This window comes from Thermodesulfovibrio hydrogeniphilus, assembly GCF_054657355.1.
This window is the reverse complement of the sequence record NZ_BAAHYW010000001.1, coordinates 262,719-283,636: the sequence shown is the minus strand read 5'-3', so window position 1 is coordinate 283,636 and position 20,918 is coordinate 262,719. Positions and strand designations below refer to the sequence as shown.

Here is a 20,918-nt window from a genome sequence, read left to right as displayed (position 1 = left end):
AAAAAAAACATTTTATTTTTATGAGATTGCCACACCTCACCTTCAGTGAGGCTCGCAATGACGAAAAAGAATGAAAAGTAAGATGCGATGACACTTGAGAATTGCACAATTTAGGATTAAAGTGCACTTGGTGAATTTTGATTTTTTAACTCAGCAAAAGGGGGTATTAAGAATGAAAAGGGGTAAAAAGCTGTTGGGATTATTTTTAATGGTTTGTTTTATTGTGTTTTCTCTATCCACCAGTCTCTTTGCAAAGGAACCAATCAAGATAGGGGCGATATTCTCTGTTACAGGTGCTGCTTCCTTTTTAGGGGAACCGCAGAAAAATACTGTTTTGATGTTAGCTGAACAGATTAATAAGGCAGGCGGTATTAATGGTCATCCAATTGAGGTGATTATTGAGGATTCAAAAAGTGATGAGTCGCAGGCTGTTCTTTCTGCAAAAAAGCTTATTGAAAGGGATAATGTTGTTGCTATAATTGGACCTTCTACAACAGGAGAGTCTATGGCTTTGATTCCCATTGTAACTTCTGCAAAGATTCCATTGATATCATGTGCAGCTGGTGCTAATATAACCACACCTGTTAGTGAGAGATATTGGGTATTTAAGACAGCTCAGTATGACACAAGTGCAGTTGAAGCAATTTATAGATATATGCAGAAAAAGGGAATAAAAAAAGTTGGAATATTAACTATCTCTACAGCCTTTGGTGATGCAGGACGAAAAGCACTCTTGGAATTAGCTCCTAAATTCGGAATACAGGTTGTTGCTGATGAGAGATACGGTCCAAAGGATACAGATATGACAACTCAGCTTACTAAGGTTAAATCTGCAGGTGCTCAGGCAGTCATTAACTGGTCAGTAGGACCTGGACAAGTAATAGTAACTAAAAACTGGCATGCCTTAAAAATGGGTATTCCATTATTTCAGAGTCATGGTTGGGGTAGTAAGAAAAACATAGAACTTGCTGGAAAGGCAGCTGAAGGCGTTATTGCTCCACTTGGAAGAATAGTTGTATGGGATAAACTGCCTGATAAACATCCTCAAAAGCCAATACTTAAAAAATATGTTACAGACTACATGGCAAGATATAAAGGTGAACCGGGAACTTTTGGCGGACATGCCTATGATGCTTTTATGTTAGTAGTTGATGCGGCAAAGAGGGTGGGTCCGGATAGAGCTAAAATAAGGCAATACATTGAGAATAATATTAAAAACTGGCCCGGTATTGGGGGTGTGTTTAACATGTCTGCAAAGGATCACTGCGGACTTACAGTAGATTCTTTTGAGATGGTAATCATAAAAAATGGTGATTGGGAGATACTGAAATAGAGCTGTCGGTTTTTTTACAATTTCTGTTTTCTGGGTTAACTGCAGGAGCTGTTTATGCTCTTGTAGGGATTAGTCTGAATATTGTATACAACTCTACATCAATTATTAATCTTGCACAAGGAGAGTTTGTTGTTTTGGGAGGCTTGGGGATGTGGTATTTCTTAGAACATCTCCAGCTTCCATTTTTTTTATCATTCCTTTTAACAATTACAGTCGCTGCTCTTTTAGGACTTCTAATGGAAAGATTGACAATTCGTCCACTAATAAAAAAGGCTAATCTTTTATTAATGATAATGGTCACAATTGCTGTTTCAATACTTTTAAAGGGCTTGCTAATGTTTAAATTCGGCAAAGACCCTTATGCATATGCTCCATTTACTGAAGGAGAGCCAATAAATATATTTGGAGCAGTTATAAGTCAGCAGATACTATGGGTTATTGGAATTACTTTTTCATTGATTCTTTTGCTCAATCTATTTTTCAACAAGACTTTGCTTGGAAAAGCTATGAGAGCCTGTTCACTTGACACTAAAGCAGCAAGGCTCATGGGTATAAATGTATCAAGAATCGTAATGCTTTCCTTTGTAATTAGCGCAATTATTGGTGCGGTTGCTGGAATTGCTATCACTCCTATAACTCTTATGGAATATGACAAAGGCGCTATTCTAACAGTGAAAGGTTTTACTGCTGCCATACTTGGAGGACTTGGCACTTCAAAGGGTGCGGTATTTGGTGGTTTTTTGCTGGGAATTCTGGAATCACTTACAGCGGGTTATATTCATTCGGGAATTAAAGACGCTGTAGCTCTTCTGCTTTTGCTCATTGTTTTGTTTTTTAAACCAGCAGGAATCTTTGGTAGCAAAGAAGTTATAAAATTGAGAAAACTCTAAATGGCGAAGAGAGACTATATAAGTTTGTTGATTTTTGCTCTGTTAATTTTATGTTTTCCTGTGTTCGTTCAGGACAATTATATTCTTACTGTAACAATATTTGCAGCTATAAATTCACTTGTGGCACTTGGACTTACAATTCTTATGGGATACGCTGGTCAAATTTCTTTAGGACAGGCAGGTTTTTATGGAATTGGTGCTTATATTTCTGCTATTTTAAGCCTTAACTTTGGCTTACCAGTTGTTTTTAGCATGTTTTTATCGGTAATCGTTAGTGCTTTGATATCAATTTTACTTGCGATTCCAGCTTTAAGATTAAAAGGTCATTATCTTGCTGTTGCTACATTGGGATTTGGAGAGATTATTTATGTAATTTTAAATGAATGGGGTCCTGGCGGACCATCAGGCTTTGGCGATATACCACAATTTAGTTTTTTGGGTTACACAATGTCAACCCTAACAGAGTATTTTTATCTTTCTTGGTTTTTTGTTGGATTATGCATGATTTTTTCAATGAATCTTATAAATTCAATGGCAGGAAAAGCTTTAAAGTCAATTCACGACAGTGAGACAGCGAGTGTATGCATAGGAATAAATGTATCTAAATTGAAAATTAAAGTGTTTGTTCTAAGTGCGATTTTTGCTTCCCTTGCAGGTTGCATTTATGCTCATTTTGTAACATTTTTAAGTCCAAGCACCTTTTCACTCCATTATTCAATATTAGTTCTTATGATGGTAATCATTGGTGGAATGAGAAGTCTATGGGGAGCTGTAGTAGGAGCTTTGATAATAACTTTTCTGCCTGAGGCTCTTAGAGGATTTAAGGAATACGATATTTTGGTTTATGGCATTGTTTTAACTCTTTCTCTTCTTTTCCTGAGAAACGGAATAGTTCCTTTGATTGAAGATTTATTTAGGAAAAAGGCATGATTTTGCAGATGAAAAATATACATAAAAGCTTCGGTGGTATAAAAAGTCTATCAGAAGTAACAATAAATGTGGCTGAAGGAAATATTCATTCTTTGATAGGTCCTAATGGAGCAGGCAAAACAACTCTGATTAACATCATTTCAGGCATTGAAACTGCGGATGAGGGCGAGATTTACTTTAAATCTGTGCTTATAAATAAAAAGCCACCACATGAGCGAGCAAAAAAGGGCATCGGAAGAACTTTTCAGCATATTGATGTTTTTGGAGAGATGTCAGTATTGGAAAATATCATGGTTGGTTTTTATCCCAAAAAAGAAAAGTCTTTCATAAAATATGCTTTAAATTTGCCTGATGTTAGAAAGAACAAAAAAGAAATTTTGGAAAAAAGCAAAGAGATACTAAATTATATTAATCTCTACGAAAGAAGAGATATTCTTGCTAAAAATCTTCCTGTAGGAGAGCAGCGTATCCTTGAGATAGGAAGAGCACTTGCTATAGAGCCTTCTTTATTATTACTTGATGAGCCTGCTGCAGGACTTAATATGAGGGAAACAAGGGAACTTGGCAAACTAATAACAAAATTAAGGGATGAAAGGGGGATTACAATTTTTCTGATTGAACATGATATGGATTTAATTATGAAGATAAGTGACAAAATTACAGTGCTTAATTTTGGTAGAGTAATTGCAGAAGGAAACCCATTGGAAATTCAGAAAAATGATGAAGTAATTAAGGCATACATTGGAGAAGAAGAATAGATGCTTGTAATAAAAAATTTAGATGTTCATTACGGAAAACTTCATATTTTGAAAAAAGTCTCTCTGCATGTCAAAAAGGGGGAGCTTGTTGTATTACTTGGAAGCAATGGAGCTGGTAAAACAACTCTTCTAAACAGTATTTCTGGATTTATAAAACCAACTTCAGGGCAGATAATTTTTGAAGATAAAGTTATTAATGGATTTTCCCCTGAAAAACTTGTAAGTATGGGAATTGCTCAGGTGCCAGAGGGAAGGTTGATTTTTAAAACATTGACTGTTGAGGAAAATATTATCTTAGGTGCTTATCATAGATACTCAATAAAGAATGCTAAAGCAGTAAGAGAGGATATTGAAATGGTTTATGAACTCTTTCCAAAGCTTAAAGACAGACGCAAACAACTTGCAGGCACACTTTCAGGCGGAGAACAACAAATGCTTGCAATAGGAAGAGCAATTATGTCAAAACCAAAGCTTTTACTGCTTGATGAGCCCAGCATGGGACTTGCACCAAACATCGTAAAGGAGATTTTCTTATATATTGTTAAACTTCAGAGAGATTTTTCCTTAACTGTGCTTCTTGTAGAGCAGAATGCAAGAATTGCACTTAAAATCGCTCACAGAGGATATGTTCTTGAGACAGGCAGATTAATTCTTGAAGGTCCTGCTGAAGATTTGTTTTTTAACAGGGATGTTCAAAGAGCATATCTTGGCAGAGACCTTGATGCAGAAGTAATTATTTAGGAGGGCAGTATGTTTTGGGATAAGGAAAAGGAGTGTATTGATAGAGAGGAATTGAAACAGCTTCAACTTGAAAGACTTCAGTCAACCATTCACAGAGCTTACAGATATGTGCCATTTTACAGAAAGAAATTTGATGATTTAGGCATAGACCCTGATGATATTTCATCCCTTGAGGATTTAAAGAAACTACCTTTTACAACAAAAGAAGATTTGAGGCAAAATTATCCATACGGTCTGCTTGCTGTTCCTTTGAGGGAAGTTGTAAGACTTCATGCATCCAGTGGAACAACAGGTCTTCCAACAGTTGTAGGATATACAAGGAATGATTTAAAGATTTGGACAGAACTCGTGGCAAGAAATCTTGTTGCAGGAGGAGTAACAAAGGATGATGTTATTCAGATAGCTTACAACTACGGTTTATTCACAGGAGCCTTTGGATTGCATTACGGTGCAGAAAAGATCGGTGCTTCAGTTGTTCCTATTTCTTCAGAAAATCCTAAAAAGCAGATTAAAATAATGCAGGATTACAAAACCACTGTTTTGGCATGCACCCCAAGCTATGCTTTAGCAATTGCTGAAACACTCATTGATATGGTAATTAATCCCTCGTCAATGTCTTTAAAATTAGGTATTTTGGGCGCAGAGCCTTGGTCTGAGGGAATGAGAAGGGAAATAGAGGAGAAACTTAGAATCAAAACCATTGATACATACGGATTGAGCGAGATTTATGGTCCGGGAGTTGCAGGTGAGTGCATATATCAAAATGGTCTTCATGTCAATGATGATCATCTTTTTATTGAAATAGTTGATCCTGAAACATTAGAAAATGTTCCTGATGGTCAGGAAGGTGAGCTTGTAATAACAACTCTTACAAGAGAAGCCATGCCAATCATCAGATATAGAACAAGGGATTTGACAAGAATAATTCCGGGAGAATGTGAGTGTGGAAGAACATTTTTAAGAATTGATAGAATCAAGGGCAGAACTGATGATTTGATAATTATAAAGGGAGTAAAAGTATTTCCTTCGCAGATTGAGGAGATACTTTGTGAAATACAGGGCATTGAACCCCACTATCAGATTGTTATGGAAAAGAAGGGATTTGTTGATGAGATTACAGTTCTTGTTGAGGCATCGGAGGAATTATTTTTTGATGAGATGAGAAAACAAAATGAGTTGATTAGGCAAATTGAAGAAAGAATAAAAGAAGAACTTGACATAGATGTTAAAGTCAAACTGGTTGAAAAGAAGACACTGGAGAGATTTAAAGGTAAAGCAAAGAGAGTTATTAATAAGGAAAAAGAATAACCTGACTGGGACGAGGCAGTTCCCAGTCAGGCATATATAATTTATTTTCTAACAATTTGGGCAGGTCTTCTTCCAATTATAGGAATTTGAATATCAAATCTTTCAAGAAGATAGCCTAATAAAAATATTCCCAATCCAATGAAGGTCCAATAACCGGGAGCCATCATAATAAGTCCACCTACAAGATATAGTAGTCTTTCTACAGGAGTGCAAGGCTTTGTGAAATATCCTAACACCGCAGCTTCAATTGCAAACATTGCAATAAATGTTCCTAAAAAAATGAATAATATCTCAGTTGGAGAACCTTTCATTAGAAAAGCTGGAACAAATATAAAGAAGAAGGGCATTATATATCCACCAATACCAAGTTTCATTGAGTTCCAAGCACTTTTGATCCAGTTACTTCCTGCAATTGCTGATGTAGTAAAGACAGTAATACAAACTGGTGGAGTCAGTCCAGACTTAATTGCGAAATAGAAAATAAAAAGATGCGCAGCCAATGGATTAATTCCCATTTGCTGAAGAGCTGGAACTAAAACAGCTGCAGCAATAACATAGGCTGCAGTTGTTGTCATTCCCATACCAAGTATTATAGCTGTTAGCATTGTTGCGATTAAGGCAAGATAAACATTATATCCAGAGATTTCTATTATTAGCTCAGAGACTTTTACTCCAAAACCTGTAAGTGAAATTAGACTTACAGCAATTTGAACACAAGCCATCATTACCATAAGCCATGCTAAGGCTTTTACAACTCCCTCAAATAAACCTTTCCATACTTTCTTGATTCTTCCCCAAACTTCAGTTGGAGTTAACGGACCACCAAAGAAAGTAAAGAAAACTATTGATACAACTATTGCCCATGCAGCACATATCTGGGCTGGAAAGAACATGAAAAGAAGAACTCCAAGAGTGCCTATAGGTAAAATAAATCCTAATATTCTATTCGGTCTAAGAATTTGCTTGAGTTCTGGCATGAGCTCCTTTGGTAGTTTTCCCATACCAGTTCTTCCTGCTTCAATCCATATTCCAGCAGCAATACCGACAAAATAAATTAATGCGGGAATTAAACCTGCAATCATTATTGAGGTATAGGGAATATTCAGAAATTCAGCCATTATAAAGCAACCAGCACCCATAATAGGCGGCATTATTTGTCCACCAGATGATGCTGCTGCCTCAACTGCTGCTGCAAACTCTCTTGAAAAGCCAAATCTTTTCATTAATGGGATTGTGAATGAGCCTGTAGTTGCTGCATTTGCAACGGATGAGCCAGAAAGCATTCCAAATAAAGAACTTGAAATAACTGCGACATGACCGGGTCCGCCTCTTATTTTTCCACCAAAGTATGTGGAAAGCTCCATAACTGTGCTTCCAACACCTGTTGCAAAAAGAATAGGACCAAATATTATAAATGGAGCGATGATTCTGCTTGTCATATCAGTTAAAAGTCCCCATATACCCTCTGTCATCAAATAAAGCTGATAGAGAATATCAACTATATCAAATCCGGGATGGGCAAATCTTCCGGGAATTTTTGGACCTAATATTGAATATCCAATAAAGAAAATAACCAATATTGGTATCGCAAAACCGAGAGCTCTTCTTGTTGCCTCAAGAAGAGACACTATCAAAAGTGTTCCTAACACTAAATGATATGTTTCAAATACTCCCGGGTTTGTTACAATTTCTTCCCAGTGGAGCATTATGTAAATGCAAGGAATAATACTAATCGCTAAAAATATGAGGTCAAGTAAAGAGGGTGAGTTTTGAGTTCCAGTAATAAGATATTGAAGTACTTTAGGAATTTTCTTTTTTAAAAGTCTTTTTGAGAAGGGATATACAAGAAAAACTATTGCAATTCCTATTGATAGGGAGATGCCGCCCTGCAGAAGCGGATGCAGGGCATGCAACAAAGCAGTGTATAAAATAAAAACACCCCAGATTCCAACAAGAACACCAAGAATTATCTTCCAGAAACCTGTTAGTTCACGCATTCTTCAGTAGACCCTCCTTAATTATTTTTTCTCTTTTGGTGTGACCTCAATTTTTGCTTCTGTAACAGAGCCTTTGTTTCCGACAATATCAATTTTATAAGTTCCAGGCTTTGCATTTGTTGGTATGCCTGAATTTACAGAGAATTCACCTTTTTCATTGGTTACTACAACATCTACCTTTTCTGTGCCAAGTCCTACTTTTTCGCCTTCATCAAGGGTTATTATAATATCAATCTCTTCATTTGGTTGAAATCCTTTTCCTTCAATCTTAATTGGTGTTGTTGGAGCTCCTGTTGAAGGTGTAATCGTTACTGTTGGTTGAGCAAAGCATGGCGCAGCCAATAATAACAAAACTATAAAAATCAAAAAAGCTCTTTTCATTTTTTCCCTCCCATTAAACTTGTTTCAATTATTTCAAGCCTTGTTTCGTGATCTTTTAATTGAGCAGAAATGACTCTTTTTTCCTCATAAAGGTCTTTTAAAACTTTAGCAAGAGCATCATTTTGTCTGGCAAGAAAATCAAAATCATAAAATCTGAGTTTGCTTTTGATTTCTCTTAATTCTTGTTCTAATTCAAAGAGAGAGAGTCTCACTGCTTCTCTGACATTTTCTAAAGCAGAGCATAGCCTGCTTTCCATCTCAAGGAAGTCCTCTTTGGTAGCGAAGGCTTTCAAATCTTCCTTCGTAGCAAAAGCCTTCAAATCTTCTTTAGTAGCGAAGACTTTTATGTCTTCTTTCGTAGCAAAAGCTTTGAGGTCTTCTTTGGTAGCAAAGGCTTTCAGATCTTCTTTCGTAGCAAAAGCCTTCAAATCTTCTTTAGTAGCGAAGACTTTTATGTCTTCTTTCGTAGCAAAAGCTTTGAGGTCTTCTTTGGTAGCAAAGGCTTTTATATCTTCCTTTGTTGCGAATGCTTTGATATCCTCTTTATTAGCAAAGGCTTTTAAATCTTCCTTCGTAACGAATGCTTTCAAATCCTCTTTTGTAGCAAAAGCCTTTAGATCATCCTTCGTGGCAAGAGACTTTAATTCGTCTTTGATTATTTTTCTAAATGAATCCAGTAACTCTCTCTCTTCCATTAATAAGTCCTCCGAATAGTTCCTCTCAAATAAAATACTGATAAATCCTTATTTCTTCTTCATCTCAGGTGGAATTAATCTTTCAGGTATCTTTGCTTTTAATACATCTCTGTAGAATTTGACTGCTCCCGGATGTAGAGGAACATTGATGTATTGCAACATTCCAACCATATCGTCAAATTTTCCCTCTTTTAAGGTTGCAAGGGATCCCACGATTTCTTTTCTGTTTTCCCATACAGCTTTTACTATCTTGAATACCACATCTTCAGGAACATCTTTATCAACAAAATCTGCAACAACATAGGCAAGGCTACCTTGAGGTTTTTTCACGCTCTTGAATAAACCTGCAGGAATTTCCATATAAAGTCCCTGCCCGGGATAAACTTTATTGAACTGGTCTATCATTTGTTTTGATACAGGAAGAATTCTAATGTCCATATTAGCTTCAAGGTCAAGAATAGCTGCATCTTTGTATCCAGCTTTATACCAACCTTTTACAACTCCTGATTTCATTGCGTCAACGCTTGCTCCAATTCCCATGTTTTTGTATTCAGGTTTTATATTTAGGGCTTTGAAGAACAAATCAACCACTCTTCCAGATGTTGTTCCAGGATTCATGGCAAAGGAAACTCCATTGAGTTCATTGACTGCTTTTATTCCTGATTTTTCTGATACAACGATATGAATTGGTGTAATATAGCCACCCCACAGAGCTCTTAAATTTGGATTGGCTTTTCCCTGATAGTCAATAATTCCTGCATAGTTTGCATAACCAGCCGCTGCATCTGCGGGTCCCATATGAATTGCTTTTCTTTTAAGCCTTGACAGGTTTTCAATGAATCCACCTGTTTCAACGACTGTAACCTCAATTTCGCCGGGATAAGCTTTATTGACAACCTTAGCCATAGCAACTGTGTTAGCATAGAGTCCTGAACGAACAGAAGTTGCACCCCATTTGATGTAAACCTTTTTCTGAGCATCAGCTACTTCTGAAAGCCCTATGATAAGGGCAAAGCAAATTAAGACACCTAACATAAATAAAACCCGCAATTTCATATCGCCCCTCCTAATTTAGAGATTTTAATGATATTATAAAAAATCTTTAAAAAAGTCAATATTTATCTTGCAAGTTTAAGTTTTTTAGCCTTTTCCGAAACTGCATGGGATACTGCCGTTGCAACCTTTTTATTAAAAATGCTTGGAATTATGTAATCTTCATTGAGTTCCTCATCTTTAATTATGTTTGCAATAGCATTTGCTGCTGCAAAGAAAATTTCTTTGTCAACTCCTTTTGAACGAACATCAAGAAGTCCTTTAAATAAACCAGGAAATGCCAATACATTATTGATTTGATTTGGATAATCTGACCTTCCCGTTGCCATTATTCTTACAAGGGGCATTGCGAGTTCAGGTGCAATTTCAGGATCAGGATTTGCAAGAGCAAAAACAACTCTGTCTTTTGCCATTTTCTCAATGTCCTCAGGTTTTAAAATATTAGGAGCAGAAAGTCCAATGAAAACATCCGCTCCTTCAAGGGCATCAGAAAGTTTACCTTTAATTTTTCTTGGATTTGTTCTTTTTGCAAGTTCTATTTTGTATTCATCCATTTCTTCTTCTCTGCCTTCATAAATAATTCCTGCTCTATCACAGACAATTATGTCTTTTATGCCATATTCCAGAAGCATATATGCATTTGCAGTACCTGCAGCTCCTGCACCGCAAATTACAATTTTAAACTCTCTAATGTCTCGTTTTAGTAATCTTCCAACATTAATTAATGCAGCAAGAACAACAATTGCTGTTCCATGTTGATCATCATGCACTACTGGAATGTCAAGCTCTTCTCTTAATCTCTTTTCAACTTCAAAACATCTTGGAGCAGCAATGTCTTCAAGATTTATTCCGCCAAAGGGAGTGGAGATTTTTTTTATAATATCAACCAGTTCATCTATATCAGTTGTTCTTATGGCAATTGGGAAAGCATCAACCCCGCCGAATTCTTTAAACAACATACATTTACCTTCCATAACTGGCATCGCAGCATCTGGTCCAATGTTGCCAAGTCCTAAAACAGCTGTTCCATCTGTTATGACAGCTACTGTATTGCCCTTTATTGTGTATCTATAAATATGTTCTGGACTTTTATGGATATCAAGACAAACCCTTGCAACACCGGGAGTGTAAACTCTTGATAAGTCTTCTTTTCCTTTTATTGAGACCTTATTAATTATTCCGATTTTACCTCCTTCGTGCATAATAAATGTTTTGTCCATTACTCTGAGTATTTTTACTCCTTCAATATTTCTTAGTGCCTTAATAATTTTCTTTTCATGTTCTTCATCTCTGGCATTTACTGTTACATCTCTTATAATTTTTCCTTTTTCAACCTTTACAATATCAATTGAACCCATGTCTCCACCTGCACTGCTTATGGCAGAGGCAATTTTTACGAACATTCCAATTTTGTTTTCAATCTCTAATCTTATTGTTATACTATAACTTGGACTTGGCACATATCCCATTTTTACCCCCTTTTGCTTGACATGTTGTGAGTAATTATACAAAAATAATATAATTTTTTCAAACAAGAGGAGAGATGGTGATGGAGATTAACAAACACTATTTTGACACAGTTATTATTGGCTCAGGACTCGCTGGCTGCAGAGCAGCCATTGAATGTAAAGACTCAGGCTCGGTAGCTGTGCTTAGTAAACTTTATCCAACCCGTTCCCATTCAACAGCAGCTCAAGGAGGAATAGGCGCAGCCTTAGGTAATGAGGAGCCAGACAGCCCTGAGTGGCATACCTATGATACTGTAAAGGGAAGCGATTTTTTAGGAGACCAAGATGCAATTGAAATCATGTGTTATGATGCTATCCCTACAATTATTGAGCTTGAACATATGGGAGTTCCTTTTTCCAGAACACCTGAAGGTAAAATAGCACAAAGAAGATTTGGCGGACATACAAGAGATTTTGGTGCAGCACCTGTCCGAAGAGCCTGTTATTCAGCAGACAGAACAGGTCACGCTGTGCTTTTTGCTCTATATGAACAAAGTCAGCTTAAGGGAGTTAAATTCTTTCAAGAATTTCAGGTTCTTGATATAGTTGTTGAAAACAATGCTGTGCAGGGAGTTATTGCTTTAAATATCAAGGATGGTTCTTTGCATGTATTTGAGGCAAAGGCAGTTATTATTGCAAGTGGTGGATATGGAAAGATTTTCAAGGTTACCTCAAATGCCTATGCAAGTACCGGAGAATGTCTGAGTATGCTTTTTAGGCAGGGACTCCCTCTTGAAGACATGGAGTTCTTCCAGTTTCATCCTACAGGACTTTATGGTCTTGGAATACTGATTACAGAAGGAGCAAGGGGTGAAGGAGGAATATTAATTAATGGTAAGGGAGAGCGGTTTATGGAAAGATATGCTCCGACTATCAAGGACCTTGCTCCAAGAGATATGGTCTCCCGTGCTATTCTTACTGAAATAAGAGAGGGAAGGGGAATTGATGGGAAGGATTATGTTTATCTTGATTTGAGGCATGTTGACAAGAAAATTCTTGAAGAAAGACTTCCTGAAATTACAACTTTTTGCAAAATATACATGGGAATAGACCCATCTGAGTCTCCAATTCCTGTAGTTCCCACTGCCCATTATGCAATGGGTGGAATTCCAACTGATGTTGACGGAAGAGTTTTAAGAGATGTTGATGGCTCTGCAGTTGAAGGGCTTTATGCAGCTGGTGAATGTGCATGTGTTTCAGTTCATGGAGCAAACAGACTTGGATGTAATTCATTGCTTGACACAGTTGTTTTTGGAAGAAGAGCAGGCAAAGCAGCAAGTGCTTTCATAAAAACTGCTAATAAGGGAAAGGTAAAGAAAGACAGAATTAGCTCTATTGTAGAAACTATTGAGAGTATTAAAAATTCAAAGGGCAAAGAAGGTATTGGTTCAGTTAGAAAAGATTTACAGTTAGCTATGATGGATAAGTGCTCAGTCTTTAGAAAAGAAGAAGAATTAAAGACGCTTCTTGAAGAATTGAAAGTTTTAAAGGACAGATACAAAGAGGTAGCCATATCTGATAAATCAAATACATTTAACACTGATTTACTTGATGCAATTGAGCTCGGACATATGCTTACTTTGGCTGAAGTTATTGCATCATGTGCCTTACAGAGGACAGAAAGCAGAGGAGCTCATTGCAGGGAGGACTATCCACAGAGAGATGATGAAAACTGGCTAAAGCATACTTTTGCATTCCAGTCTGACAAAGGAATTCAGTTTAAATACAGGCCTGTTAAAATTACAAGATTTAAACCGGAGGAGAGGAAATACTAATGAGTAAGTTCTATACTTTCAGAATCAAAAGATATTTACCTGATCAAAATCCACCTACAAGGTGGGATGAATTTAGGATTAAATTAAACAGTATGGAAAGAGTTTTGGACGGATTAGTAAAAATTAAAGAAAATATTGATGGCACTCTTACTTTTAGAAAATCCTGTGCTCACGGTGTTTGTGGTTCATGTGCTATGAACATAAATGGTAAAAACAGGCTTGCCTGTCAGACTCTTGTTAAAGACCTTCCAGAGATAATTGAAATTGAACCTCTGCCCTCGCTACCTGTAATTAAAGACCTTGTTGTGGATATGACCTTATTTTTTGAAAAAAATGACAAGGTTCTTCCATATCTTATTAACGATGAACCACCACCTGAAAGAGAAAGAATTCAGTCACCAGAGGAGCAGCATAGGATTTTGGAGTCAATAACATGCATAATGTGTGGCAGTTGCACAACTTCATGTCCTGTTTTCTGGGCAGACAAGCAGTATTTAGGACCATCTGCATTACTTAAATCTTATAGATTTCTTTTTGACACAAGGGATAGAGCTACTGAGGAAAGACTACAGGCTATCACAGGAGAACACGGAGTATGGAGATGTCATTCAATTTTTAATTGTGTTGAGGTATGCCCAAAGGAAATAGACATAACAAATCATATACTTAAACTTAAAAGGCTTGCAGTTAAAAAGGGTTTTAGAGGAGGTGAACGGTGAGATACAGATGGCATATAGGTTCTTTAGCATGGCTTGTTCATAGAATAACAGGAGTTTTGCTTGCCCTCTATTTAATTGCCCATATTTTTGTTTTAAGCCATTTGAAAGACCCAAGCAGTTACAACCAGATTATGAATATGATGAAGAATCCTGTAATTAAAATAGGTGAATTGATGCTTTTTGCAGTTGTTTTAATTCATGTTTTTGCTGGAATAAGAATAACAATGCTTGAAATAGGATTTTCTACAAAATATCATAAACAGATGGCTTATTTTTCTGCTTTTGCAGTCTGTTTAATTTGGTTGATAGGAGCTTTTTACTTTCTTAAGGAGGTGTTTTAATGTGGAGCTGGCTTTTTCACAGGATAACAGGCGTGATACTTGTTGCGGGGCTTCTTTATCATTTTATCTTTATGCACTTTATGGGACATGATAACTATTCATATGAAGCTGTTGCTCAAAGACTAAAAGAGCCATCTTGGCAGTTTTTTAATATAATATTTTTGCTCTCAGCCCTTTATCACGGATTTTATGGACTCAATGGGCTTGTAAGTGAATATATTAAAGGAAACTATTGGAAAAGATTTATGAAATATGTGGTATTTATTATTCCAATAGTACTTGCTTTTTTTGGGATGAAAATAGTAATCTTTTAAAACCTGATAAAGATTGAACATAAGGGTTGAAAAAATTATTTAACAGTTTAAAAAAAGAAAAAAATGTGATAAAATATAAAAAAATTTAAAGCTTTTCTCAGTTAAACTGAGCTTTTATGCTGAGGAAAGGAGAGGTTTAATATGCCAGCAGTTTACATATGGAAGGGCAGAACAGAAAGTGGTCAAGTGGTTTCAGGAGTAACTGAAGCTGAAAATGAAGCAGCTCTTATTCTTGCCCTAAGGCAAAGCGGCATAATTCCTCGCTATATAAGAGAAAAAGAAGAAAGAAAAGCCTTTGCTTTTGGCAAAGTTTCATCAAAAGATCTTCTGTTCTTTACCCGTCAGTTTGCAACCCTTTTTGCCTCAGGAGTGCCTGTTGTTCAAGCCTTTGAAGGAATAATAGACCAGATAAAAAACAAGACATTCAGAAAAATTCTCATGCAGATGAGGAATGACATAGAAAAAGGGTCATCATTAGCTGATGCTATGAGAAGGCATCCAAGAGTATTTAGTTCTCTTTTTATAAATATGGTTAGAGCTGGTGAAGAAGGTGGTATGCTGGATAAAGTCCTCATGCGAATGGCAGACTATCTGGAGAAAATGATAAAGCTGAGAAGGAAAATTATTGGAGCCATGATATATCCTTCATTGGTTATAGCCATAGCTGTCTTAGTTGTTTCAGTTATTATGATTTTTGTTATACCTACATTTGCACAACTTTTTGGCGAAATGGGTCTTGATTTACCGCTTCCAACAAGGATAACAATTGGAATTAGTAATTTCATGGCAAAAACAGGAATTTTTATATTTTTAGGCATTATAGGATTTTTCATTTTCATTAAACTTTTCCGAAAAACTCCAATGGGACTTAAAGTCACTGATACGGTTTTTCTGAAAATACCTCTTTTAGGAATAATCCTTCAAAAGGCAGCACTTTCAAGATTTGCAAGAACTCTTGGAACACTTCTTGGCAGCGGTGTTCCGATTCTGACAAGTATGGAGATATCTGGAAAGGCTTGTGGTAATAAGGTTATTGAAGATGTCGTTATGTCAATGAAAGATGATATTACAGCAGGTAAATCTTTGACAGAAACCCTAAAATCAAAACCAGACCTTTTCCCGTCTGTTTTTATTCAAATTGTAAACGTTGGAGAATCAACTGGTAAAACAGATGAGATGTTAAACAAGATATCTGATTTTTATGATGAGGAAGTTGACAACGCTGTGGCAAACCTAATGAGCATGCTTGAACCAGCATTGATAGTTTTTCTTGGTGTTACAATAGGGTTTATAGTAGTATCTCTTTACCTGCCAATATTCAAACTTGGCGAAGTTGTTGGCAAAGGCGGATAAGAGCCTTTTTCAGCGTATCAATATCTTCATCAGAATGACCCGCGCTTACTGTTATTCTGATTCTTGGTGTTTTTACTGTCGGCGGTCTTATAACTGGAGCATAAGTCCCTGAATCATATAGAATTTTTGATGCTTTCGTTGCTTCCTCTATACTTTCAAATAGGATTGGAATTATTGGAGTTTCGGTGGCTGTAGTTTTTAATTGAAGGTCTTTTAAAACAGTTATGACTTTATGAGTATTTTCCCAAAGCCTTTCTATAAGAGTTCGCTCTTTTATTATCAATTTTATGGAGGCAATAGCAGAGGCGACTACTGAGGCAGGAAGTCCTGTTGAAAAAATAAAACCTCTCGCATTGTTTATAAACCATTCAACAAATCTTTTGTCTGCGCATACAAAGGCGCCAAAGGAACCAAGTGCCTTTGAGAGTGTGCCCATTTGAATAATAAAATTATCAGCTTTCAGCCCAAAGTGTTGTAGTGCTCCGTGCCCATTTCCAAGAACTCCTGTTCCATGAGCATCATCAAGATATAAAATAGCTTCCTCAGAAATACAAATTTCGTATAGTTCTCTAATTGGAGCAAGATCACCGTCCATGCTGAAAACTGTATCAGTGATAATGATTCTTTGTCCGTTGCATGGAGTTTCTTTTATAAGATTTTTTAGATGTTCCATATCATTATGCCTATAAATGACTTTTTTTGCTTTGCTTAATCTGCAACCATCTATAAGGCTTGCATGATTGAGTTCATCGCTAAAAATCACATCTTCCTCTTTTGCTAAAGCTGGAATTAAAGAGATATTTGCAGTATAGCCTGAGTTTAAGACAAGAGCTGCCTCTGAGCCTTTGAATTCACAAAGAAGATTTTCTAATTCTTTGTGAAACCTACTTCCTCCGCATAATAGTCTTGATGCTCCTGTTCCTACTCCGAAGATTTCAACTGCTTGCTTTGCAGCTTGTTTAACAACTGGATGGTTCTTTAAGCCTAAATAGTCATTTGATGCAAAATTTATGAGTTTTTTTCCATCAATGAAGATTTTCATTCCCTCACAGGCTTCAGGGTCTCTGATAGAACGATATAGATTTAGAACTTTAAGTTCATCAAGTTTTTTTCCAATTTTTTCAAAAACTTTTTCAAACATAAAAAATACCTCTTGACAAAATTTTTTTCTTCATATAATATTGTGGTAAATAGTGGTAAAAAGTGGAAATGATATCCTTCATAGGTAAATATTACCATAATTTAGATCAAAAGGGAAGAGTCATGATGCCCGCTCCTCTTAGGGAGGTGCTGGCAACTAAATATTCATCTGGAAAGTTATTTCTTACAAATGCTCCCTTTGATAAAGCCTTGCATCTGTATCCAATTGAGGAATGGCTGAAATTAGAGGAAAAGATAAGACAACTACCCAGATCCGATGAGGCAGTTATGTATTTTTTAAGAAGAGTTATAGCCTCTGCAGTTCCCTGCGAGCTGGACAAACAAGGAAGACTGCTTATTCCCTATGAACACAGGCAGGATGCGGAAATTAACACAGAGGTTGTTATAGTGGGACAGATTGAGAGAATTGAAATCTGGGATAAGAACATATGGGACAGTGTAACTGACCCATCAAAGGTAAATATTAAGAGGATACAGGATGCCCTTGCTCAGTACGGATTATAAAAAAGTTCACATTCCTGTAATGGTTGATGAAGTTCTACAAATTTTCAACATCAAGGATGACGGTATATATGTAGATGCTACTGTTGGTTGCGGTGGTCATTCTCTGGAGATTCTTAAAAGACTTGGAGAAATAGGAAAGCTTATTGGTTTTGATAGAGACCCTGATGCTATTGAGCATGCCAGAGAAGTTTTAAAAGACAGCAGAGTAATTTTAGTAAAAGCAAGATTTTCTCAAATTAAAAAGGAGTTATATGAGATAGGAATTAAAGAGATTGACGGAATTCTCTTTGATTTTGGGGTTTCAATGCTTCAACTTAAAGATTTTTCAAGGGGTTTTAGCTTTCACTCAAATGAAAGGCTTGATATGAGAATGGATCAGACAACAGAGCTTACAGCATGGGATGTTGTTAACAGGTATTCTGAACAGAGGCTATTGCAGATATTCAGAGACTACGGAGATGAGCCATTTGCAAAAAAAATAGCAAGGGAGATTGTAAAACAGAGAGGAAAAAAAGCGATTGATACTTGCAAAGAATTGGCGGATTTGATAAGCAAGATTGTCCCAAGAAGAGGCAGGACTCACCCAGCAACTCAAACTTTTCAGGCAATTAGGATTGAGGTAAACAGAGAGTTTGATGAACTAAAGGAAGGTCTTAAGCAGGCTTTGAATTTACTGAAAAATGGCGGCAGAATTTGTCTTATCTCATATCATTCAGGAGAAGACAGGATTGTTAAAAACTTTTTAAGGGAAGAGGAGAAAAAGGGGACTATTAAAATTCTTACAAAGAAACCTATATTCCCATCTTTGGATGAAGTAAGTAAAAATCCGGCTTCAAGGAGTGCAAGATTAAGGGGAGGAGAAAAGCTATGCACAGAATGAGCTATAATAATAAAATTTATTTTTTCTTGAGTGCTGGATTAATTTTATTGAGCTTGATTTCTATTTTTGCAATTCTTTGGGTTAGAGCAAATGTTGTATCTATTGAATACAGATTAGGCAATCTTGAGGAGAAGAAAAAGATATTGTTGAAAGAAAAGAAAATTCTTCTTGCTGAAAAGGCTTCCCTAAGTTCCATTGTAAGATTTGACAATCAGGGTAACACAATGGTTTTTCCTGATAGAAAAAAAGTTGTTTACATAGCAGGTAATCCTCAAACACTTATAAAGAATGTAAAATTTAGCAAAATTCAAAAATATTAAAAATGCAAAAAAGACTGATTATTCTTAGTGTCATTATTTCAATCTTTTTTGCGGTAGTTATTTTTCGCCTTGCCCTTATTATGTTCGTTGAGCACGAGAGCTATCTTTCAAGGGCAAAAAATCAACAGATTACAAAAGAACAGATAACTGCCAAAAGGGGAAACATATATGACAGGCAGGGAAGAGAACTTGCAGTATCTTTGGAAAGGGAATCTCTATTCGTTGACCCATCTGCTTTAACATCCTCTCAGTCTCTAACTCCTTTAAAGACCTATGTTAAATTTGACTCCGAAGTCATTGAAAGTATGGCACAGAAAAATATAAGATTTGTATGGCTTGGAAGAAAGCTTGATGATACTGTGGTGCAGAAAATCAAAGCCCTTAAAATAGAAGGTGTTGGTTTTGTAACAGAGGGAACAAGATTTTATCCGAAGGGTTTTCTTGCATCCCATGTAATTGGTTTTGTAAATATTGATGAGAACGGAATGGAGGGACTTGAAAGGCAGTATGACAGATATCTTAGGGCTGAAAAAGCCTCAAAAAGGGTTTTCAGAGATGCGAAAGGTAAAAAGCTTTCTGAGGGAATTTTAGAGGAGATAAAAGGAAATGATTTGTTTCTTACCATTGACGAGGGATTGCAGTATATTGTTGAAAAACATGTTGATGAAGCAATGAAAAAATGGCAGGCATCTGCAGTTACTGCCATAATGATAGATCCTTTCACAGGAGAGATTCTTGCACTTGCAAACAGACCAACATATGACCCTAACAATTTAAAGTCAATTAAAGATATTGGTATAATAAGAAATCGGGCTATAACAGATTTATACGAACCGGGCTCAACTTTTAAAATAGTTACAGCCACTGCTGCATTAGAAGAAGCCATTGTCAAAACATCAACTAAGTTTGACTGTTCAGCCGGATATATAGAAGTCGGAGGTAAAAAAGTCAAAGATGTTCACAGGAATGGAGTGTTGACATTTGAGGAAGTTATCCAAAAATCTTCAAATGTTGGAACTATAAAAATAGCCATGATGTTAGGGAGAGAAAGACTTTATAATTACATAAAAAAATTCGGATTTGGAGAGAAAACAGGGATAGACCTTCCCGGGGAGGTTTCAGGATATGTCAGACCTCCGCAGAAATGGTCAGGCACATCAATAGGTGCTATTCCAATTGGACAAGAGGTTGCAGTTACTGCGATTCAGATCTTAAGAGCATATTCTGCAATCGCAAATGGTGGTTATATTGTAAGACCCTTTGTTGTTTCAGAAATTAGGTCACCCAATGGAGAGATTTTGTATAAATCATACATTCAAAGGGAAAGAATAATTTCCGAAAAAACTGCAAAAACCATGATAGAAATTCTTAAGAAGGTCACAGAAGAGGGTGGAACTGCGACAACTGCAAGGCTTGATGGCAATGCTGTTGCTGGAAAGACAGGCACAGCCCAAAAGTATGACCCTAAAATAAAAAAATATTCCAAAGACAAATATGTAGGTTCTTTTGTTGGATTTATTCCAGCTGATAATCCCCGTATCGCATTGATTGTTGTTATTCATGACCCAAAAGGTGCACATTACGGCGGAGTCGTTGCAGCTCCAATATTTAAGGCTATTGCAAATGAAGCATTGGCGTATCTTAATGTTCCAAGAGATGATGCAAAGGAAAAAGGACTTGTTGTTACTTTTAATGAGCAGAAGAGGATGGTCTCATATTAATTACTTGTTGATGCTTAATTTGAAAGATTTTTTGGTAGGTAATTGCGAGGTATTCTGTTCTTTGTCATCGTATGTTAGATATATGGACATTGCGAGAGATTTTATTTCTGAGGCTATACTTTATTTTTATGAGATTGCTTCGCCTGCCTGTCGGCAGGCTCGCGATGACCCCTTCCTTTGTCATCGTATGATAAATATATGGACACTAAACAGGGATAAGTTAAAATAAAAGGAAG

21 protein-coding genes are annotated in these 20,918 nt (G+C 36.4%); 15 read left to right on the top strand and 6 right to left on the bottom strand.

The features are described from left to right. Window positions 1-172: 172 nt before the first annotated feature. From ACYQ3P_RS01505 to ACYQ3P_RS01480, 6 genes are read left to right on the top strand one after another with little or no spacing between them, the layout of a single operon-like run. Window positions 173-1,333, top strand: a complete 1,161-nt coding sequence (locus tag ACYQ3P_RS01505; RefSeq protein ID WP_460176191.1) for an ABC transporter substrate-binding protein — start codon at window positions 173-175, stop codon at window positions 1,331-1,333. Continuing rightward, entirely contained in the window at window positions 1,315-2,223 is a 909-nt protein-coding gene (locus tag ACYQ3P_RS01500) for a branched-chain amino acid ABC transporter permease (RefSeq protein ID WP_460176190.1), read from the top strand. The genes ACYQ3P_RS01505 and ACYQ3P_RS01500 overlap by 19 nt, the downstream gene beginning before the upstream one ends. Window positions 2,224-2,283: 60 nt before the next feature. Further along, a complete protein-coding gene (locus ACYQ3P_RS01495) occupies window positions 2,284-3,153 on the top strand; it encodes a branched-chain amino acid ABC transporter permease (protein WP_460176189.1) in 870 nt (289 codons plus the stop codon). A gap of 8 nt (window positions 3,154-3,161) precedes the next feature. After that, a complete protein-coding gene (locus ACYQ3P_RS01490) occupies window positions 3,162-3,911 on the top strand; it encodes an ABC transporter ATP-binding protein (RefSeq protein ID WP_460176188.1) in 750 nt (249 codons plus the stop codon). Beyond that, complete coding sequence (locus tag ACYQ3P_RS01485) at window positions 3,912-4,652, top strand: ABC transporter ATP-binding protein (RefSeq protein ID WP_460176187.1); 741 nt, start codon at window positions 3,912-3,914, stop codon at window positions 4,650-4,652. Window positions 4,653-4,661: 9 nt separating this feature from the next. Next, on the top strand, window positions 4,662-5,960 hold the full coding sequence (locus ACYQ3P_RS01480) for a phenylacetate--CoA ligase family protein (protein ID WP_460176186.1): 1,299 nt from the start codon (window positions 4,662-4,664) through the stop codon (window positions 5,958-5,960). 41 nt (window positions 5,961-6,001) lie between these two features. On the opposite strand, the gene ACYQ3P_RS01475 is transcribed toward ACYQ3P_RS01480, so the two are convergent. The 5 genes from ACYQ3P_RS01475 to ACYQ3P_RS01455 all read right to left on the bottom strand — a co-directional run bounded on the left by ACYQ3P_RS01475 (window position 6,002) and on the right by ACYQ3P_RS01455 (window position 11,555). After that, the gene (locus ACYQ3P_RS01475) at window positions 6,002-7,957 is read right to left on the bottom strand and encodes a TRAP transporter permease (protein WP_460176185.1); all 1,956 of its coding nucleotides are present in this window, start codon (window positions 7,955-7,957) and stop codon (window positions 6,002-6,004) included. Between the two features lie 21 nt (window positions 7,958-7,978). Further along, window positions 7,979-8,338 carry a hypothetical protein gene (locus tag ACYQ3P_RS01470; protein ID WP_460176184.1) on the bottom strand — a complete coding sequence of 120 codons (360 nt, stop codon included), beginning with the start codon at window positions 8,336-8,338 and terminating at the stop codon, window positions 7,979-7,981. Beyond that, the gene (locus ACYQ3P_RS01465; RefSeq protein ID WP_460176183.1) at window positions 8,335-9,033 is read right to left on the bottom strand and encodes a hypothetical protein; all 699 of its coding nucleotides are present in this window, start codon (window positions 9,031-9,033) and stop codon (window positions 8,335-8,337) included. Before ACYQ3P_RS01465 ends, ACYQ3P_RS01470 begins: the two co-directional genes overlap by 4 nt. A 48-nt stretch (window positions 9,034-9,081) precedes the next feature. Continuing rightward, window positions 9,082-10,089 carry a TAXI family TRAP transporter solute-binding subunit gene (locus tag ACYQ3P_RS01460; protein WP_460176182.1) on the bottom strand — a complete coding sequence of 336 codons (1,008 nt, stop codon included), beginning with the start codon at window positions 10,087-10,089 and terminating at the stop codon, window positions 9,082-9,084. A gap of 62 nt (window positions 10,090-10,151) precedes the next feature. Then, window positions 10,152-11,555, bottom strand: a complete 1,404-nt coding sequence (locus ACYQ3P_RS01455; RefSeq protein WP_460176181.1) for an NAD-dependent malic enzyme — start codon at window positions 11,553-11,555, stop codon at window positions 10,152-10,154. A gap of 80 nt (window positions 11,556-11,635) precedes the next feature. Here ACYQ3P_RS01455 and sdhA point away from each other — a divergent pair, with 80 nt between their 5' ends. The 5 genes from sdhA to ACYQ3P_RS01430 all read left to right on the top strand — a co-directional run bounded on the left by sdhA (window position 11,636) and on the right by ACYQ3P_RS01430 (window position 16,096). Continuing rightward, window positions 11,636-13,369: a succinate dehydrogenase flavoprotein subunit gene (sdhA, locus tag ACYQ3P_RS01450; protein ID WP_460176180.1), complete on the top strand. Its 1,734-nt coding sequence runs from the start codon at window positions 11,636-11,638 to the stop codon at window positions 13,367-13,369. Further along, window positions 13,369-14,088: a succinate dehydrogenase iron-sulfur subunit gene (locus ACYQ3P_RS01445; RefSeq protein ID WP_460176179.1), complete on the top strand. Its 720-nt coding sequence runs from the start codon at window positions 13,369-13,371 to the stop codon at window positions 14,086-14,088. Before sdhA ends, ACYQ3P_RS01445 begins: the two co-directional genes overlap by 1 nt. Beyond that, the gene (sdhC, locus tag ACYQ3P_RS01440) at window positions 14,085-14,429 is read left to right on the top strand and encodes a succinate dehydrogenase, cytochrome b556 subunit (RefSeq protein WP_460176178.1); all 345 of its coding nucleotides are present in this window, start codon (window positions 14,085-14,087) and stop codon (window positions 14,427-14,429) included. Before ACYQ3P_RS01445 ends, sdhC begins: the two co-directional genes overlap by 4 nt. Then, on the top strand, window positions 14,429-14,743 hold the full coding sequence (sdhD, locus tag ACYQ3P_RS01435; RefSeq protein WP_460176177.1) for a succinate dehydrogenase, hydrophobic membrane anchor protein: 315 nt from the start codon (window positions 14,429-14,431) through the stop codon (window positions 14,741-14,743). The genes sdhC and sdhD overlap by 1 nt, the downstream gene beginning before the upstream one ends. Window positions 14,744-14,884: 141 nt before the next feature. Next, a complete protein-coding gene (locus ACYQ3P_RS01430; protein WP_460176176.1) occupies window positions 14,885-16,096 on the top strand; it encodes a type II secretion system F family protein in 1,212 nt (403 codons plus the stop codon). Here ACYQ3P_RS01430 and bioF read toward each other — a convergent pair. Next, complete coding sequence (bioF, locus tag ACYQ3P_RS01425) at window positions 16,062-17,237, bottom strand: 8-amino-7-oxononanoate synthase (RefSeq protein WP_460176175.1); 1,176 nt, start codon at window positions 17,235-17,237, stop codon at window positions 16,062-16,064. The two genes, ACYQ3P_RS01430 and bioF, sit on opposite strands and share 35 nt — an antisense overlap. Before the next feature lie 68 nt (window positions 17,238-17,305). Here bioF and mraZ point away from each other — a divergent pair, with 68 nt between their 5' ends. The 4 genes from mraZ (at window position 17,306) to ACYQ3P_RS01405 (ending at window position 20,682) form a co-directional block, all read left to right on the top strand. Beyond that, the gene (mraZ, locus tag ACYQ3P_RS01420) at window positions 17,306-17,761 is read left to right on the top strand and encodes a division/cell wall cluster transcriptional repressor MraZ (protein WP_460176174.1); all 456 of its coding nucleotides are present in this window, start codon (window positions 17,306-17,308) and stop codon (window positions 17,759-17,761) included. Further along, window positions 17,736-18,641, top strand: coding sequence for a 16S rRNA (cytosine(1402)-N(4))-methyltransferase RsmH (gene rsmH, locus ACYQ3P_RS01415; RefSeq protein ID WP_460176173.1), 906 nt, complete (start codon window positions 17,736-17,738; stop codon window positions 18,639-18,641). Before mraZ ends, rsmH begins: the two co-directional genes overlap by 26 nt. Further along, window positions 18,629-18,961 carry a hypothetical protein gene (locus tag ACYQ3P_RS01410; protein WP_460176172.1) on the top strand — a complete coding sequence of 111 codons (333 nt, stop codon included), beginning with the start codon at window positions 18,629-18,631 and terminating at the stop codon, window positions 18,959-18,961. Before rsmH ends, ACYQ3P_RS01410 begins: the two co-directional genes overlap by 13 nt. 80 nt (window positions 18,962-19,041) lie before the next feature. After that, the gene (locus ACYQ3P_RS01405) at window positions 19,042-20,682 is read left to right on the top strand and encodes a peptidoglycan D,D-transpeptidase FtsI family protein (protein WP_460176171.1); all 1,641 of its coding nucleotides are present in this window, start codon (window positions 19,042-19,044) and stop codon (window positions 20,680-20,682) included. The last annotated feature ends 236 nt before the right edge of the window (window positions 20,683-20,918 follow it).

What these genes read in the sequence shown, in the direction of transcription:
- sdhD (WP_460176177.1), top strand. Translation starts at nt 14,429, where the DNA reads ATGTGGAGCTGGCTTTTTCACAGGATAACAGGCGTGATACTTGTTGCG.
- ACYQ3P_RS01455 (WP_460176181.1), bottom strand. Translation starts at nt 11,555, where the DNA reads ATGGGATATGTGCCAAGTCCAAGTTATAGTATAACAATAAGATTAGAG.
- ACYQ3P_RS01430 (WP_460176176.1), top strand. Translation starts at nt 14,885, where the DNA reads ATGCCAGCAGTTTACATATGGAAGGGCAGAACAGAAAGTGGTCAAGTG.
- bioF (WP_460176175.1), bottom strand. Translation starts at nt 17,237, where the DNA reads ATGTTTGAAAAAGTTTTTGAAAAAATTGGAAAAAAACTTGATGAACTT.
- ACYQ3P_RS01505 (WP_460176191.1), top strand. Translation starts at nt 173, where the DNA reads ATGAAAAGGGGTAAAAAGCTGTTGGGATTATTTTTAATGGTTTGTTTT.
- rsmH (WP_460176173.1), top strand. Translation starts at nt 17,736, where the DNA reads ATGCCCTTGCTCAGTACGGATTATAAAAAAGTTCACATTCCTGTAATG.
- ACYQ3P_RS01465 (WP_460176183.1), bottom strand. Translation starts at nt 9,033, where the DNA reads ATGGAAGAGAGAGAGTTACTGGATTCATTTAGAAAAATAATCAAAGAC.
- ACYQ3P_RS01405 (WP_460176171.1), top strand. Translation starts at nt 19,042, where the DNA reads ATGTTCGTTGAGCACGAGAGCTATCTTTCAAGGGCAAAAAATCAACAG.
- ACYQ3P_RS01475 (WP_460176185.1), bottom strand. Translation starts at nt 7,957, where the DNA reads ATGCGTGAACTAACAGGTTTCTGGAAGATAATTCTTGGTGTTCTTGTT.
- ACYQ3P_RS01490 (WP_460176188.1), top strand. Translation starts at nt 3,162, where the DNA reads ATGAAAAATATACATAAAAGCTTCGGTGGTATAAAAAGTCTATCAGAA.
- mraZ (WP_460176174.1), top strand. Translation starts at nt 17,306, where the DNA reads ATGATATCCTTCATAGGTAAATATTACCATAATTTAGATCAAAAGGGA.
- ACYQ3P_RS01470 (WP_460176184.1), bottom strand. Translation starts at nt 8,338, where the DNA reads ATGAAAAGAGCTTTTTTGATTTTTATAGTTTTGTTATTATTGGCTGCG.
- ACYQ3P_RS01485 (WP_460176187.1), top strand. Translation starts at nt 3,912, where the DNA reads ATGCTTGTAATAAAAAATTTAGATGTTCATTACGGAAAACTTCATATT.
- ACYQ3P_RS01445 (WP_460176179.1), top strand. Translation starts at nt 13,369, where the DNA reads ATGAGTAAGTTCTATACTTTCAGAATCAAAAGATATTTACCTGATCAA.
- ACYQ3P_RS01410 (WP_460176172.1), top strand. Translation starts at nt 18,629, where the DNA reads ATGCACAGAATGAGCTATAATAATAAAATTTATTTTTTCTTGAGTGCT.
- ACYQ3P_RS01460 (WP_460176182.1), bottom strand. Translation starts at nt 10,089, where the DNA reads ATGAAATTGCGGGTTTTATTTATGTTAGGTGTCTTAATTTGCTTTGCC.
- ACYQ3P_RS01480 (WP_460176186.1), top strand. Translation starts at nt 4,662, where the DNA reads ATGTTTTGGGATAAGGAAAAGGAGTGTATTGATAGAGAGGAATTGAAA.
- sdhA (WP_460176180.1), top strand. Translation starts at nt 11,636, where the DNA reads ATGGAGATTAACAAACACTATTTTGACACAGTTATTATTGGCTCAGGA.